The sequence below is a fragment of the Streptomyces inhibens genome, assembly GCF_003389455.1.
Classification (GTDB): domain Bacteria; phylum Actinomycetota; class Actinomycetes; order Streptomycetales; family Streptomycetaceae; genus Streptomyces; species Streptomyces inhibens.
This window is the reverse complement of the sequence record NZ_QUAC01000105.1, coordinates 1-14204: the sequence shown is the minus strand read 5'-3', so window position 1 is coordinate 14204 and position 14204 is coordinate 1. Positions and strand designations below refer to the sequence as shown.

General features: G+C 71.8%; 15 protein-coding genes and 1 pseudogene. 7 read left to right on the top strand and 9 right to left on the bottom strand.

What is annotated here, in order from left to right:
* Both DY245_RS13430 and DY245_RS13425 read right to left on the bottom strand, forming a co-directional pair.
* On the bottom strand, window positions 1-585 hold a 585-nt coding region (locus DY245_RS13430; protein WP_244943022.1), incomplete at its 3' end, for a thiamine pyrophosphate-binding protein.
* 332 nt (window positions 586-917) lie between these two features.
* On the bottom strand, window positions 918-1883 hold a 966-nt coding region (locus DY245_RS13425), incomplete at its 3' end, for an aldehyde dehydrogenase family protein (RefSeq protein ID WP_244943021.1).
* 415 nt (window positions 1884-2298) lie between these two features.
* On the opposite strand from DY245_RS13425, the gene DY245_RS13420 reads away from it, so the two are divergent.
* Window positions 2299-3543 (top strand): helix-turn-helix transcriptional regulator, encoded by a 1245-nt coding sequence (locus tag DY245_RS13420; protein ID WP_244943020.1) that lies wholly within the window; start codon window positions 2299-2301, stop codon window positions 3541-3543.
* 109 nt (window positions 3544-3652) lie between these two features.
* On the opposite strand, the gene DY245_RS13415 is transcribed toward DY245_RS13420, so the two are convergent.
* Together DY245_RS13415 and DY245_RS13410 are read right to left on the bottom strand one after the other, a co-directional pair.
* Window positions 3653-4210, bottom strand: coding sequence for a 4'-phosphopantetheinyl transferase superfamily protein (locus DY245_RS13415; protein ID WP_181923662.1), 558 nt, complete (start codon window positions 4208-4210; stop codon window positions 3653-3655).
* A 559-nt stretch (window positions 4211-4769) separates the two neighbouring features.
* Window positions 4770-5015, bottom strand: coding sequence for an acyl carrier protein (locus DY245_RS13410; protein WP_128506996.1), 246 nt, complete (start codon window positions 5013-5015; stop codon window positions 4770-4772).
* A 462-nt stretch (window positions 5016-5477) separates the two neighbouring features.
* Between DY245_RS13410 and fabI the strand changes: the two genes are divergently transcribed.
* From fabI to DY245_RS13395, 3 genes are read left to right on the top strand one after another with little or no spacing between them, the layout of a single operon-like run.
* On the top strand, window positions 5478-6248 hold the full coding sequence (gene fabI, locus DY245_RS13405) for an enoyl-ACP reductase FabI (protein WP_128506987.1): 771 nt from the start codon (window positions 5478-5480) through the stop codon (window positions 6246-6248).
* A gap of 6 nt (window positions 6249-6254) precedes the next feature.
* A complete protein-coding gene (locus DY245_RS13400) occupies window positions 6255-6770 on the top strand; it encodes a MaoC family dehydratase (protein WP_128506985.1) in 516 nt (171 codons plus the stop codon).
* Window positions 6767-8275 carry a class I adenylate-forming enzyme family protein gene (locus DY245_RS13395; protein ID WP_128506983.1) on the top strand — a complete coding sequence of 503 codons (1509 nt, stop codon included), beginning with the start codon at window positions 6767-6769 and terminating at the stop codon, window positions 8273-8275. Before DY245_RS13400 ends, DY245_RS13395 begins: the two co-directional genes overlap by 4 nt.
* 254 nt (window positions 8276-8529) lie before the next feature.
* Here the strand turns inward: DY245_RS13395 and DY245_RS13390 are convergent, their stop codons facing one another.
* Window positions 8530-9024, bottom strand: a complete 495-nt coding sequence (locus tag DY245_RS13390; RefSeq protein WP_128506980.1) for a DUF6344 domain-containing protein — start codon at window positions 9022-9024, stop codon at window positions 8530-8532.
* A 378-nt stretch (window positions 9025-9402) separates the two neighbouring features.
* Between DY245_RS13390 and DY245_RS13385 the strand changes: the two are divergent.
* Window positions 9403-9969: pseudogene (locus DY245_RS13385) on the top strand (ABC transporter ATP-binding protein); the annotation flags it as partial.
* 169 nt (window positions 9970-10138) lie between these two features.
* Here DY245_RS13385 and DY245_RS13380 read toward each other — a convergent pair.
* The 4 genes from DY245_RS13380 to DY245_RS13365 form a co-directional block, all read right to left on the bottom strand.
* Window positions 10139-10573 carry a DUF5994 family protein gene (locus DY245_RS13380; protein WP_128506978.1) on the bottom strand — a complete coding sequence of 145 codons (435 nt, stop codon included), beginning with the start codon at window positions 10571-10573 and terminating at the stop codon, window positions 10139-10141.
* Entirely contained in the window at window positions 10570-11556 is a 987-nt protein-coding gene (locus DY245_RS13375; protein ID WP_128506976.1) for an acyl-CoA desaturase, read from the bottom strand. Before DY245_RS13375 ends, DY245_RS13380 begins: the two co-directional genes overlap by 4 nt.
* Window positions 11553-11783, bottom strand: a complete 231-nt coding sequence (locus DY245_RS13370; protein ID WP_244943018.1) for a hypothetical protein — start codon at window positions 11781-11783, stop codon at window positions 11553-11555. The genes DY245_RS13375 and DY245_RS13370 overlap by 4 nt, the downstream gene beginning before the upstream one ends.
* A 261-nt stretch (window positions 11784-12044) precedes the next feature.
* Complete coding sequence (locus DY245_RS13365) at window positions 12045-12620, bottom strand: TerD family protein (RefSeq protein WP_128506972.1); 576 nt, start codon at window positions 12618-12620, stop codon at window positions 12045-12047.
* A 188-nt stretch (window positions 12621-12808) separates the two neighbouring features.
* Here DY245_RS13365 and DY245_RS13360 point away from each other — a divergent pair, with 188 nt between their 5' ends.
* On the top strand, window positions 12809-13345 hold the full coding sequence (locus DY245_RS13360; RefSeq protein WP_128506970.1) for a BlaI/MecI/CopY family transcriptional regulator: 537 nt from the start codon (window positions 12809-12811) through the stop codon (window positions 13343-13345).
* Window positions 13346-13348: 3 nt separating this feature from the next.
* On the top strand, window positions 13349-14204 hold an 856-nt coding region (locus DY245_RS13355; protein ID WP_147318340.1), incomplete at its 3' end, for a M56 family metallopeptidase.

Sequence of the window (14204 nt, the reverse complement as noted above, 5' to 3'; positions counted from 1 at the left end):
GGTGGCCGCGAGCGCGTCCTGGTCGGGGGCCGGCCGCTGGGGCGCGGCCGGCCGCCAGGGCCCGGTGCGGGTGACCGGCTCGGCCGCGATCTGCTCGGCGAGCTCCAGGTAGACCGGCCCCGGGGTGCCGTTGACGGCGAGCGCGGCGGCCTTCTCCAGGGCGCCGGGCAGCCGGTCGGCGTGGTCGACGCGGGCCGCCCACTTCACGTACGGGCGGATCGCGGTGAGCTGGTCCAGCTCCTGGAAGGCGCCGGTGCCGAGCCGGTCGAGCCGGGTGCCGTCGGCGATCAGGATCAGCGGTGCGGCGGCGGACCGCGCCTCCAGGACGCCGGTGAGCGCGTTGGTCAGCGCCGGGCCCTTGCCGATCACGCACACCCCGGGCCGGCCGGCGGCCAGTGCGTACCCGGTGGCCATGAACACGGCGTTGCGCTGGTCCCGGCAGAGCACCACGGTGGTGTCGGACCGCTCCAGCTCGCCGAGCAGCGCCATATCGTCGCCGGGCAGCCCGAACACCACCTCGCTGCCGAGGTGGTGGAGGTGGTCGGCGATCGCGGCCCAGGCGGTGGGGTGGGTGTATGTGGTCATCGGCCGGCTCCCGGGCGGTGGGCGGCGACGGCCTTGGAGATCAGTACGGGCTCGGCGCGCACCTCCCGGCCGTCGGAGATGTAGTTGGCCATCCGGCCGTACCCGCCGAACGGGGCGTTGCCGTCGTCGATGGACAGCAGGGTGGTGTCGAGGGTGACGGTGGTCCGCCGGCGCAGCGCCTCGACGAGGCCGGGGGCGTGGCCGTAGACGCTGGAGCCCAGGGCGCGTTCGGTGAACATGCCGGTGGTGAGGGTCGCGGCGAGGGCGTCCTGGTCGCGGTAGCCGGCGACATTGAAGATCGGGGCGAAGAATTCCGGTACGTGGGTGCGCGNGTCGCGGTAGCCGGCGACATTGAAGATCGGGGCGAAGAATTCCGGTACGTGGGTGCGCGGGGTGACGTCCTCGCCGACGACGACGGTGGGGTCGAGCCGGCGGGTGCGGAAGTCGACATGCCCGCCGTGCACGATGCCGCCGCGGTTGCGGGCGAGGAACTGTGCGCCGTCCTCCAGCGCGCTCTCGTAGAAGATCGGCCCGTAGTCGGCGTCCGGGTCGGTGTACGGGCCGTAGCGCATCCCCTTCACCTCGCTGACCAGGGCGTCGACGAACGGGGCGAGCAGCGACTCATGGACGCTGAACAGGTCCGGGCCCAGGCAGTCCTGGCCGGTGTTCAGTACCCGAATGGCGATCGCGTCGCGGGCCGCCTGCTCGACATCGGCGCCGGGGGCGACGACGAACGGGTTGACGCCGGAGCCGAGGAAGAGGAACAGCTGCCCGGGGGAGAGCTGGGGGCGGATCTGTTCGGCGTTGGCGTAGGCGCCCGTGAAGACCACGACGTCGGCGGGGAGGACCTGCTCCTGCAGGAATTCCCGCTGGCTGGCGCCGGAGAGGGTGATGGGCAGACCGTGCTGCTCGGCGAGCAGGGTGTGCAGCCGGCGCATCTGGTCCTTGACGCGGCTGGAGGGGCGGAACACCAGCCGGTCGGTGTAGAGGGCGGGCACCAGGAGGTAGAGGGCGTAGGAGTAGAGGATGACGTTCGACGGCATGAAGGCGGCCAGCCGGGGGACCCGGCCGGGCCGGTGGGCGGCCACCTCGTCCAGGGCCCCGTCGAGGGTGGCGACGGTCGACTCGATCTCGTAGCGCGCGGCGCGATGGGTGGAGATCTCGCACAGCAGCTCGTGCACGGTACCGGCGTCGTTCACCAGAAAGTCCCGGACCCTGTGCAAGGCCGCCGCACGTCGGCTGTCGATGCTGTCCTCCGGCTCGGCGGCCACGGTCGGCCATGCGGGAGCGGAGCTCATATGTCCCTCCTCGGGGCGTAGTCCATGGAGGGTCAGCGTCAGCCAAGTGTCATTTATTGTCAAGTAAAGTCATTGCACTCGACTGGCCGATATGACAAGCAACACCACACCGGGCCGCTCCACGCCACCCGCCGGGCGCCCACTCTTCCCTGCACACAGCCGTCGAGGCGCCCTCTCAGCTGTCGCAACGCCCGTGCGCCGGCAAGGGGAATATCTACCTCCGCAAGTGACAAAAAATGACTCTGCAGCCGGGGGGAAGTCGTCCACAGGCACCCCCGCACGGACGACCGATGAGTAGACTCGCCGCCATCACGTTCCATCCGTCCGCAGCCGTCCCACCCCGTCACCGTCCGTCCGCCCAACTCACCTGCGAGCGATTTTCTTGACGATTGAGCAGCCTGCTTTCGGGAAGCGAGTGCGGGAGGTCCGGCGCGCTCAGGGTCTGTCCCAGGGGGATCTCGCCGGGGACGATCTCTCCCCCAGCTATGTCTCGCTGGTCGAGAACGGCCGCAGAATCCCGAGCGCCAAGATCGCCCGGTCCATCGCGGAACGGCTCGGCACGACGGTCGAGGCGCTGTGCGCCACCGACCGCCCCGGCGACCGGCTGACCCAGCGCCTCGACCTGGTCGGCCAGTTGGTGGCGGCCCGCGCCAGCCAGCTGGCCGGTGACTGGCCGGCGGCGCTGCGCCAGCTGGAGTCCGTGGTGGAGCAGTCCGGCGGCGCCGATCAGGACGAGGTGCGCTGGGAGGCGCGCTGGGAGCTGGCCACCGTCCTCGGCCGGCTCGACGACCCGGCCCGCCACGAAGCGGCGCTGCGCCGGCTGCTCGACGACCCGCTCACCCGCTCCGCGCCCGTGCTGCACGCCCGGGTCGCCATCGAGCTCGCCCAACTGCTGCGCGCCGCGGGCCGGCTGTCGGACGGCGTCCGCTTCGCCGAGGAGGCGGTCCGGGTCACCGGCGAGCTGGAGCCCGGCCGTCCGGAGCGGGCACAGGCCCAGGTGGCGCTGCTGTCCGTGTCCGTCGACAGCGGGGAGTGGAGCCGTGCCGAGCAGCTCGGCGCGGAGCTGCTCACCGAGGTCGCGCCGCTGCCGGCCGGCGAACTGCGGGCCGGTGCCCTGTGGGCCGCGGCCGGTGCGCAGTATCTCGGCGGGCATCCGGACCGGGCGCTGGAGCTGCTGGCCGAGGCGGAGCAGCTGCTCGCCGCGACGGACGGCGTACGGCTACGGCTGCGGCTGGCCCGCGCCCGTACGCTGCTGGCGCTCGCCTCGGGCCCGGCCGACGACGCCGACGCCCTGCTGGCGCGCGCCCGGCAGGCCGCCGCGCTGGTCGACACCCCGTCCGGCAGGACCTGGCTGGCCCTCCTGGAGACGGCCGCGGCGCTGCGCCACAACGACCGGATGGCGGCCACCGACCACGCCACCGCGATCGACCTCGACGCCGGCGAACTGTCACCGCTCGACCGTGCCCGCTGTCTGCTCCATCTGGCCCGGGCCCATCGCGCGGGCGGTGACGAGGAGGCCGCGGAGGCCGACTTCAAGCTGGCCGCCGAGGGCTACGAGAAGGTGGGAGCCTTCCGGCTGGCGCTGGAGAGCTGGCGCGAGCTGAGCGCCGGCGGCCGCGGCGGCGAGGGTCCGGACCCGCACGCCGTGCTCATGCCGTAGCGGCGTCCGTCGTCCGCGGCGCGGGCGTATGGGGCGCGGGCGTATGGGCCTGTGCCCCGGGGGGCGTACCGGCCTGGCCACCGGCTTGTGTCCCGGGATGCGTACCGGCCTACCTCTCGGCTTGTGTTCCGGCTTGCGTATCGGCTTGCGTATCGGCTTGCGTGCCAAGGGAGTTCAGGTGCCAGATCCGTACCCCGGGTACCGGGGCGGAGGTCGCCGCGCTGGCCACCGTTCGCGGACCGGCGGGCAGATCGCGTACGTAGGCGATGCCGCCGGGGTGTGTCGGCGAAGCGGGGATCACGACCTTGCCGTCCCGCGCCTCGCTCAGCGCGTCGATCTCGTCGGCGACCGCCAGCCCGCCCCGTCCGGTCAGCCGCAGGGCCGCTTCCTTACGGGTCCACAGCTGGGCCAGCCGGTGTGCCCGCCGGTCCGCCGGGGCCTCTTGTACGTATCTGCGCTCCAACGGCGTGAAGGGAAGCAGCAGTTCGCCGACCGGCCCCTGCGGGACGGTGTGGACGGACAGGGCCACGGGGAGGTCCCGGGCCACGGCCAGGAACTGCCGGCCCGCGTCCGCGCCGATGCCGAGGCCGAGGCGGGTGCCCGCGGGCCGGCCGGTGGCGGCGGGCGGTTCGGTGAACACCGGCCGGCCGAAGCCGTCACGGGTCAACGGAATATCGCGCGGGGAACAATGCAGTAACTCGCCGAGAAAGGCCGTCAAACAGGTGGCTTCTCGAATGTCGCCGACAGTGGGCGAGAAAATATGCAAACGCCCGTCGGCTAATTCGGATGAGCGGGACGGGTCCCAACTCTCCTCCTGCTGAGGCGCGTTGGCCGGGCCGTCATGGTTGAGTAAATGCGCGCCACAGAAGGGCTCGTCCCCCCGCATAGATCCCCTCGCACCATGTCTCCTTTCCGCGGACCGGTCACATCCGAGAAAGCAGTGCACTGAGTCGATTTGATTTACCCTCCGGAGATCCTCAAGGTAACCCTGGTCTATGCCTGCGTCAACAAGCGACGACCGAAAATCAACTTTGGTTTACTGCAACGCATTACCAGATTTCGCCAAGTTGGGCCCCGGCGCGCTGCGGCGCTCGCCGGTCGACAGCGACTTGAGCGCTGGTTGATCTGCCGTTGTGCAGAATCTGACCGTTATTCAAATCCCTTGGGTGGGTGTGCTCCTGCCGGACAGTGCGGCCCGCCAGGAGCACACCGGTCGGGGGCCGGCCTCAGGACGCCAGCTGCTTCTCCACCCTGAGCACAATGTCCAAAACTCTACGCATGTCCTTCATCTCCTCTTCGGGCAGCGCGACGCCGAAGCGCTCCTCGGCGACGACGATGACCTCGGCCATCGCGAGGGAGTCCACGTCCAACTCCTCGACCAGGGACTTCTCCTCGGTCACCTCGGACGGCAGCACGCCGGCCACCTCGTTAAGGATCTCGGCGAGTTGAGCAACGATCTCTTCGCGGGTCATGACGGTCATGACGGGTCACCTCTCTTTGAGTGGGGGGTGGTACGGGTCGAATGCGGGGTCCGGCGGCCGTGCGGGGTGGGTGCGGCACTCGCGGGGCCTGCGGCGCGGTGAAGTCGGTGCCTTGACGCCCGTCATCAGCGGGATGGTCACGCTCGCCGGGCGCGCCGGTGGGGATCGGGGCGAGCAGGTCGAAGTCGGCGCGGTCCGGCTCGGGTTCGGTGGCCTGCGCCGGCCACTGCCGCTTCTCGCAGCGCTCGGCACCGGGCCACGGGGTGTGGCCTCCAGCGCGGCATCCAAACCTCCGTGACATCCGAGTCACTGTTTTGACTATACTTGACTATTCCAGTCAACTGGAGGTCCGATAGGTTGTCAACGACGGTCTTTCAAGACCAAGCCAGGACAATGCTTCTGAGTTATGTTCGGTGACTCTGGAGTCGAGGATGAGTCAGACGGAGGAACCGCATGAGCGGTCTGCTCGACGGAAAGCAGCTGGTCATCACCGGCGTGATCACCGAAAGCTCGATCGCCTACGCGGTGGCGCGGCTCGCCCAGGAACAAGGGGCAAAGATCGTCCTCACCGCGTACGGCCGGCCGAGCCTGGTCGCCCGGCTCGCCCGGCGGCTGCCGGAAGAGCCCCCCGTCGTGGAGCTGGACGTCACCGACGAAGACCAGCTCACCACCCTCGCCGACCGGTTGGGCGCACACCTCGACGGGCTCGACGGCGTACTCCACTCCGTCGCCAACGCCCCCGCGAACTGCCTGGACGGCGGCTTCCTGACGGCACCGTGGCGCGATGTGTCCGCCGCCCTGCACACCTCGACGTACTCCCTGGTGGCGCTGACCATGGCCTGCCGCCCCCTGCTGCGCCCCGGATCCTCCGTCGTCGGCGTGGACTTCGACGCCTCCCGCGCCTGGCCCGGCTACGACTGGATGGGCGTCGCCAAGGCGGGGCTGGAGGCCTGCTCCCGCTATCTGGCGCGCGACCTCGGCGGCCAGGGCATCCGGGCCAATCTCGTCGCGGCCGGACCGCTGCGCACCCTGGCCGCCCGCGGTATCGGCGGCGATGGCCCGTCCTTCGAGAAGAGCTGGGCGACCCGCGCCCCGCTCGGCTGGGACCCGCAGGACGCCGACCCCGTCGCCCGTACCTGCGTGGCCCTGCTGTCCGACTGGCTGCCCGCCACCACCGGCGAGATCGTGCACGCGGACGGCGGCCATCACATGATCGGCGACTGACCGGCGATGACGGAGAGACCGGCGCCGGGCATGCCGCCGAGCACGCCCGCGCCGCCCAGCACCCTCCGCTGCGGCCCGTACACCCTCGACCGGGCGCGGATCGCCGCCTTCGCCGCCGCGCTCGGCGACCCCCACCCCGCGTACCGCGACCCGGCCGCCGCCCGCGCCCTCGGCCACCCGGACACCATCGCCCCGCCCACCTACCTCGCCACCCTCGCCGCCGACGCCGAGGACCAACTCCTGCGTCTCCAGCCCGGCTTCGCCGGTACCGAGGGCGCCGTGCACCGCTCCCAGACGCTGCGCCACGCCCGCCCCGCACACGCCGGCGACACCCTCCACGCCACCGTCCGGATCGCCGGCGCCACCACCCTCGCCGGCCGCCAACTCCTCACTCTCGACTGCGAGTTCCGGGACCTGGACGGCTCCTGGGTGGCCACCACCACCTCCTCGCTGCTGTGCCCGGCCACCGCGCCGCGGCCGGCCCGGCGCCCCCTCGCCCCCTTGGGATCGGAGCAACCATGACCGACACCTTCGCCCCTCCGGTCGCCACCGCCCGGCTCGTCGACGGCACGTCGGCCCCGCTCGGCGACACCGGCCACCTCGACGGACCGGCCCTCGGCCGCCGGGTGCAGACCACCGCACACGCCCTGCACGACCTCGGCATCCGCGCCGGTGACCGGGTCCTGGTCCAGGGCGACAACAGCGTCGACTACGTCCTGACGCTGCTGGCCCTGATGCAGCTGGACACCTCGCTCATCCCGCTCGACCACCGGCTCCCCGCCGCCGACGCCACCGCGGCCGCCCACCAGGCCCACGCCCGCTGGCTGGTCACCGCCGCCGACCGCGCCAGCGGCTTCCCCGGCATCCCCGACCGGCGCGTCATCCACTACCCCCGCCTGGCCGCGGACGCCGCACCGCCACCGCCCGCCGAAGTCGACCTGTCCCGCTGGTTCCACCGCCCCGACGCGCTCGTCCTGTGGTCCTCGGGCACCACCGGGCGCCCCAAGGGCATCGTCAAGCCCGGCCGCGCCGTGCTCGACAACTCGCTGCGCACCATCCAGGCCATGGGCTACCGCCAGGACGACGTTCTCGCGCCCCTGCTGCCCTTCTCCCACCAGTACGGGCTCTCCGTCATCCTGCTGTGGTGGCTGGCCCGCTGCACCCTGCTGGTCACCCCTTACCAGCGGCTCGACGCGGCCGTAGGCCAGGCCGCGGCGCACGGTGCCACCGCCGTGGACGCCGCCCCGTCCACGTACCACTCGCTCCTCGGCGTGGTGCGCCGCCGCCCGGAGGTACGCGCCGGGCTCGCGGGCGTACGCATCTGGGGCGTGGGCGGCGCGCCGCTGCCCGCCCCGCTGGCCGAGTCCTTCCACACGACAATGGGCCGCCCACTCCTGGACGGCTACGGTCTGACCGAACTCGGCAATGTTGCACTGGCCACCCCCGATACACCGCACGGCTGCGGGCGCCCCCTGCCCGGCGTACGGCTACGCGTCATGCGCCCCGACGGCACGGCTGCCGACCCCGGCGAGCTCGGCGGCATCGAGGTGCGCTCCCCCGGGCTGATGGCCGGCTACCTCCAGGAGGACGGCTCGCTGACGCCCGTCGATCCGGACGCCTGGTATCCGACGGCGGACCTGGGCAGCGTCGATGCCGAAGGCACCGTACGCGTGGTGGGGCGCAATCAGGCCGTGCACCGGCTGGGCTTCACGCTCTACCCCGAGAGCCTGGAGCGCCGCGCCGAGGCCTGTGGCCGGCCGGTCAAGGTACTGGCGGTCGAGGACCAACGCCGCGGCAGCGCACTGCACTTCGTGGTCGCGGACCCCGAGGGCGAGGCCCCGCTCACCTGGCGCCGGCGGCTCGCCGAGCACCTGGCGGAGTACGAACAGCCCAACGCGGTCCATGTCGTCGGCCACTTCCCGCTCACCGCCAATGGAAAGCCGGACACACGGGCGTTGCGTGCACAGCTGGGGCTGGAGCTGGGAGTGGGTCCGGGACCGGTGCCCCGGTTGGGGGCCGGGCGGTAGAACTCCGGGGGTATTACGGTGGTTCAGGTCTGAGGGTGGTGCGGGTGTCCTGCGTGGTGCGGGTGTCCTGCGTGGTTCACGTCTGCGGCTGATTCATTTCTGCGGCTGGTCACGTCTCGTCCGGTTCACGTCTCGTCCAGTTCACGTCTCGGCTGTTCGCTTCTCGGCTGTTTCACGTGGAACATCCGGTGTCCGTTTCACGTGGAACACATCTGTTTCCGCTTCGGGCAACGCACGTCCGCTGCTGCGGCCGCTCAGAAGGCGCGGGCGGTGTCCGCACGGCGGCGGGCCGCCGGGATGACCGCCGGGCGGGTGTCCACGTCGGTGCCGGTGTGCAGCGGCTCCGTGGCGCGGGCGCGGCGGCTGCGCAGCCCGGGCGAGGAACCGTGCGCCTCGGCGCTGATGCGCTGCTTGATCGTCGGCGGCAGCTCCGGCCGGGCGAACATCCGCCGGACGGACGCGGATTGGCCGTACTGCGGTACGCCGCGCGGCGCGGGCACGGTGCGCGCCGGGGGCACGGAACGGGTCGGTGCCTCTGCATCAGGATCCGGCGCGGCGCGGCGCACCGCCTCCCTGGCATCGGCACCCGGGCCCTCGGTGCCCGCGTTCCCATTGCCCAGGGTCCGCTCGTACAGTGCGGCATCCCGGCGCGCGGCCGACGCCGCCGCGGAGACGCCCAGTGATGCCAGCAGCTTGCCGAGCATGGCAAGGCATACCGCCCAGAACTTCATGACCTTGGTCGCAGCCATGGTCCCTCTCTTTCGATCGGGATCTCCCCGAGAGATCCGTTGTGTCTACTGCTGTTGTGGCTGTTGTGGCTGTTGTCGTTCGCGTACTGCCATTGCGTGTACGTCCGTTGCACCGCCTCAGTTGCCGCGCTCCGCAGATATCGCTTACGTTGCGCCGCTTCTGTTGCGTTTTCTTATGATGAGTACGCAATGGGAGGATTCATGGACCGACGCCCCCGGATCGGCGTTCTTCCGATGAACACCACCCGTACGCAGTAGCCGCCGCCCGCGAGCGGCAGGTCGGCGGCGGGTCGTAGGCCCCGATCAACCGATCGGTTGATGCCGTTCCGAGCGCGATGGGCGATGTGCCACCGGGTGCGCCGGGCGGATTCTCGAGTTATGCCAATCATCGAAGTCAGCGGGCTGCGCAAGGTCTACGGGGGCCGGGCCGTGGTCGACGGGGTCTCCTTCGCCGTACAGGAAGGGGAGATCTTCGGCGTACTCGGCCCGAACGGCGCCGGCAAGACGACGACCGTCGAATGCCTTGAGGGCCTCCGGGTCCCGGACGGCGGGACGGTCCGGGTGGGCGGGCTCGATCCGGTCGCCGACCACGACCGGGTCACCCAGATCCTGGGCTCCCAGCTTCAGGAGAGCGAGCTACAGGCCAAACTCACCGTGCGGGAAGCGCTTGAGCTCTACTCCGCCTGCTATGCGCGCCCGGCCGACTGGCGGCAGCTCGCCGAGCGTCTCGGCCTCGACGACCGGCTCTCCGCCCGCTTCGGCAAGCTCTCCGGCGGCCAGAAGCAGCGGCTGTTCATCGCACTTGCCCTGATCGGCAGTCCGCGGGTGGTGGTGCTCGACGAGCTGACCACCGGGCTCGATCCGCGAGCCCGCCGGGACACCTGGCGGCTGATCGAGGAGGTGCGCGACTCCGGCGTGACGGTGCTGCTGATCACGCACTTCATGGCATGCCTCTCCACGGGCTTCTTCCGTTCTGCAGAAGGGGCCCGCGCATCAGGTTCAAGGGATGCCTGGAAGTTATCCGACCTGGAGCGACGGTGGGTCGACCGTTCGGCAAAGGATCCGTTCGGCAAGGGATCCCTTCGGCAACTGATCCGTTCGGCAACGGATCTGCTCAGGCCGGCGTCAGCTCGCCCGTGCGGGCCATCTCGGCCATCATGCGGACGGCCTCGGGCTCGGGGGTGTCGGGCGGGATGATCAGCAGGTCCCAGCGGCCGTTGCCGGGGGAGACCAGGCAGAGGGTGTCGGGGCCGGGGCGGCCGGTGGTTCTGCGAAGGCGGACGACGTGGCCGGCGACGAGGATATGGGCGGGGAGGGCGGGCCAGGTCGCGCCGTTCACCGTGGCGTGGGTGATCCGCGGCCAGTCGAAGGGCAACGCGGTCAGCAGCTCGGGGAGTTCGGTCAGCAGATCGGCCGAGTGCGGCCACCAGACACCGTCTATGCGCCGCACGGTATCGGTGTGCGGTGCGATGGTCAGGCGCGCGACGGGCGGCGGGTCGTGGTGCCGGGGGTTGGCCGGGTGGGGGTGGTTCCCGGAGGCGGTGGTCATGCGGTGCTCCTGATGCGGCGGGCCGCTACCCGGGCGGGGTCGGGCCAGCGCACATCCCGGACCCAGCCGAGGCGTTCGAAGAGCCGGATGACGGCGGCGGACACATCGATCTGACCGCGGTCGACGCCGTGCCGCGCGCAGGTCGGATCGGCGTGGTGCAGGTTGTGCCAGCTCTCGCCGAACGAGAGCAGGGCCAGCGGCCACAGATTGGTCGCCCGGTCGTGGCGCCGGGTGCGGAACGGCCGCTCACCGATGACATGGCAGAGCGAATTGACGCTCCAGGTGACGTGGTGCAGCAGCGCGATCCGGATGAACCCCGCCCACAGCAGGGCGGTGAGCGCGGTGACCCAGGAGCCGCCGAGGGCCCACCCCAGCGCGAACGGCAGCGCGAGCGTGAGCAGACACAGCGCGGGGAACGCCCGGTCCACCGCGCGGATTCCGCGGTCGGCGAGCAGATCGGGCGCATAGCGCCGGTGCGAGGTGGGGTCGTTGCCGAACAGCCAGCCGATGTGCGAGTGCACCAGTCCGCGCAGCTGGCCGCGCAGGCTGGTGCCGTAGCGGTAGGGGGAGTGCGGATCACCGGGGCGGTCGGTGAAGGCGTGGTGGCGGCGGTGGGTGGCGACCCAGTCGATGACATCGCCCTGGAAGCTGAGCGAGCCGGCGATGGCGAGCGCGATGCGCAACGCGGGGGTGGCGGTGTAGCTGCCGTGGGTGAGGCCGCGGTGGAAGCCGACGGTGACGCCGAGGCCGCTGATGACGTAGAAGACGGCCAGGAGGACCAGGTCGGTGAGGTGGACGACGCTGCCCCAGAGGAGCGGGATGGCGATGGCCAGGCCGACGAAGGGGGCGACGACGATGATGCCGGTCACGGTGACATACATCCGCCGTCCGCCGCTCGACGGGGTCTCGGCGCCGTCGTCGGGGAACGGTGAGGTCCCGTCGTAGTCCTGGGCCGACGGGACGGGGCGGGCGGTGGACGTCACAGGTCGTTGCCCGCCTTATCGGAGGGCGGTGGTGGGCCGGCTACATGCGGTCCGGGGTGGGCTCCGCCACTCGGCCGCTTGTGCATCCGCTGCCGCAGCGACTGCTTCCAGTCCGCGTACCGGTGGCTGGCCATCCGTCCGGCCCCCTGGGCATTGACCCGGGCGATGAACAGCGCCCCCAGCGCGACCAGCGCCAGCAGCACAGCCACGGTCAACAGAGTCTGCATGGAGCTCACCTCACCGAATCCCTCGGTGTTCCGGTGCTTCCAAGGTACCCCGCGTCGGCCCGGCAAATCCTTCTAAAGGGGGTTATGGGGGGCGCGGATGAGGGCCATGGGCGGGGGTGCCGTGCGGGCCGTCTTCGCGGAGGTCGCGGGCAGCCGACTTCTACAAGGCTGTAGATTCTACGGCGGGGACAGGGGAGGGAGCGGCGCCCGCCCCCTCCCCTGTCCCCGCCGAACGACCCGTCCGTCCCGGCGTCGCGCCTCTCAGACGTTGACGCCGAAGTCCGCCGCGATGCCCGCCAGGCCGGACGCGTAGCCCTGGCCCACCGCACGGAACTTCCACTCCGCGCCGTGCCGGTAGAGCTCACCGAAGACCATCGCGGTCTCGGTCGAGGCGTCCTCGCTCAGGTCGTAGCGGGCCAGCTCCACCCCGTCCGCCTGGTTGACGACGCGGATGAAGGCGTTGCGGACCTGGCCGAAACTCTGCCCCCGGGCCTCCGCGTCATGGATGGAGACCGGGAAGGCGATCTTCGCGATCTCGGCGGGCACGTCCGACAGCGTGACGTTGAGGGACTCGTCGTCGCCCTCGCCCTCACCGGTCAGGTTGTCGCCGGTGTGCTGCACCGAGCCGTCGGGGCTGGTGAGGTTGTTGTAGAAGACGAAGTGCGCGTCCGAGGCGACCTTGCCCGCCTCGGTGCACAGCAGCGCGCTGGCGTCCAGGTCGTAGTCCGCACCCGTCGTGGTCCGTACGTCCCAGCCGAGGCCGACCGTGACCGCGGACAGTCCGGGCGCTTCCTTCGACAAAGAGACGTTGCCGCCCTTGCCCAGCGAGACTCCCATGGCGTTCCTCCAGGTGTTGCCTGCGTTCCGTGGTCGGGCCAAAATCTACAGGAGTGTAGAAGTAGAGTGCCGGGGGTTGGCGGCACCAGGACGCGGGTGGGGCGTACGAGCGCCCGGATCCGGCCAACTCAGTAAGATGCCCCGACGTCCCGGCCAGCGGGACACCCGGGGCGACGGGAGGCGACGGCATGGGCGGGAAGTCCTTCGGCAAGGCGCTGGGTGATTCGTTCGGCGGCTCCGGACGGGAGCGCGCCCGCCGGCGCGGGCAGGGCCAGCTGGAGGCCCAGGTACTGGCCGCGCTGCACCACTCCCCGGGACCGGCCACCGCCGCCTGGGTGCAGGAACGGCTCGGCGGCGACCTCGCGTACACGACCGTGATGACGATCCTGTCCCGGCTGCACGCCAAGCAGGCGGTCACCCGCGAGCGGTCCGGCCGCGCCTACGTCTGGACCCCGGCCGCCGACGAGGCCGGTCTCGCCGCCCTGCGGATGCGCCGCGTCCTGGACGGCGAACCGGACCGGGACGCCGTACTGACCAGCTTTGTCTCGGCGCTCTCGGCGCACGACGAGCAGCTGCTGCGCGCCCTCCTCGACCGCGCCACCGCCGACGATCCCGCGACGCCCGACGCATCCGCCCCGGCCGACGGCCCGGCCACCGCCGAGGCGCCCACCACGGACCCGGACCCCGGCCGGCACCACCCCTCGGACGAAGCACGCGGAGGCTGACCGGTGGGCGTCTTCGTGTTCCTGCCGCTCGTCCTGCCGCTCACCGCGCTGCCGATCGCCCGGCTCGCGGAGCAGCACCTCCACCCGCGCGTCACCACCCGTCTGCTGACCCTGCTCGCCGCCGTCCTCGGCCTGTGCAGCACGCTCTGTCTGGCGCTGCTGATGGTCGTCGGCACCGCCCAGCTGCCCGGCAATCCGCTGCCCGACGGATGGTCGGACCCGGAGGTGCGGGCCGCGGTGCCCTACGCCGAGGTCGCCGGCGCCGCCGCGATTCCCTTGCTGGCCGCCGCGCTCACCGTGTGCGGCGCCGCGCTGCGCCGCCACCGCCGTATCCGGGCCCGTACGCACCGCGCGCTGGACGGGCTGCCGGCCGGCGCCGACCCCGCGGTGCTGCCGGACGACGATCCGTACGCCTACGCCGTGCCCGGCACCCCGGCCCGCCCCGGCCGCCCTGCCAGACCCGGCCGGATCGCGGTCTCCCGCGGGATGCTGCGCAGCCTGGACGGCGATGAGCGGCACGCCCTCTTCGCCCACGAGCGGGCCCACCTGAACTGCCGTCACCACCGCTATCTGCTGGCCGTACGCCTGGCCGGCTGTGTCAATCCACTGCTGCTGCCGCTGCGTTCGGCGGTCACCTTCGCCACCGAGCGCTGGGCGGACGAGGAGGCGGCGCGGGTGGTGGGCGACCGGCGGCTGACCGCCCGTGCCGTCGGCAAGGCGGCGCTGATCGCGCGGGGCGCTCCGTATCCGGAGCTGGCGCAGTTCGCGGCGCCCGAGCCGGGGCCGGTGCCGCGCCGGGTGGCGGCGCTGCTCGGGCCCGTACCGCCGGCCCGTCACTGGCCGCCGGCGCTGACCCCGG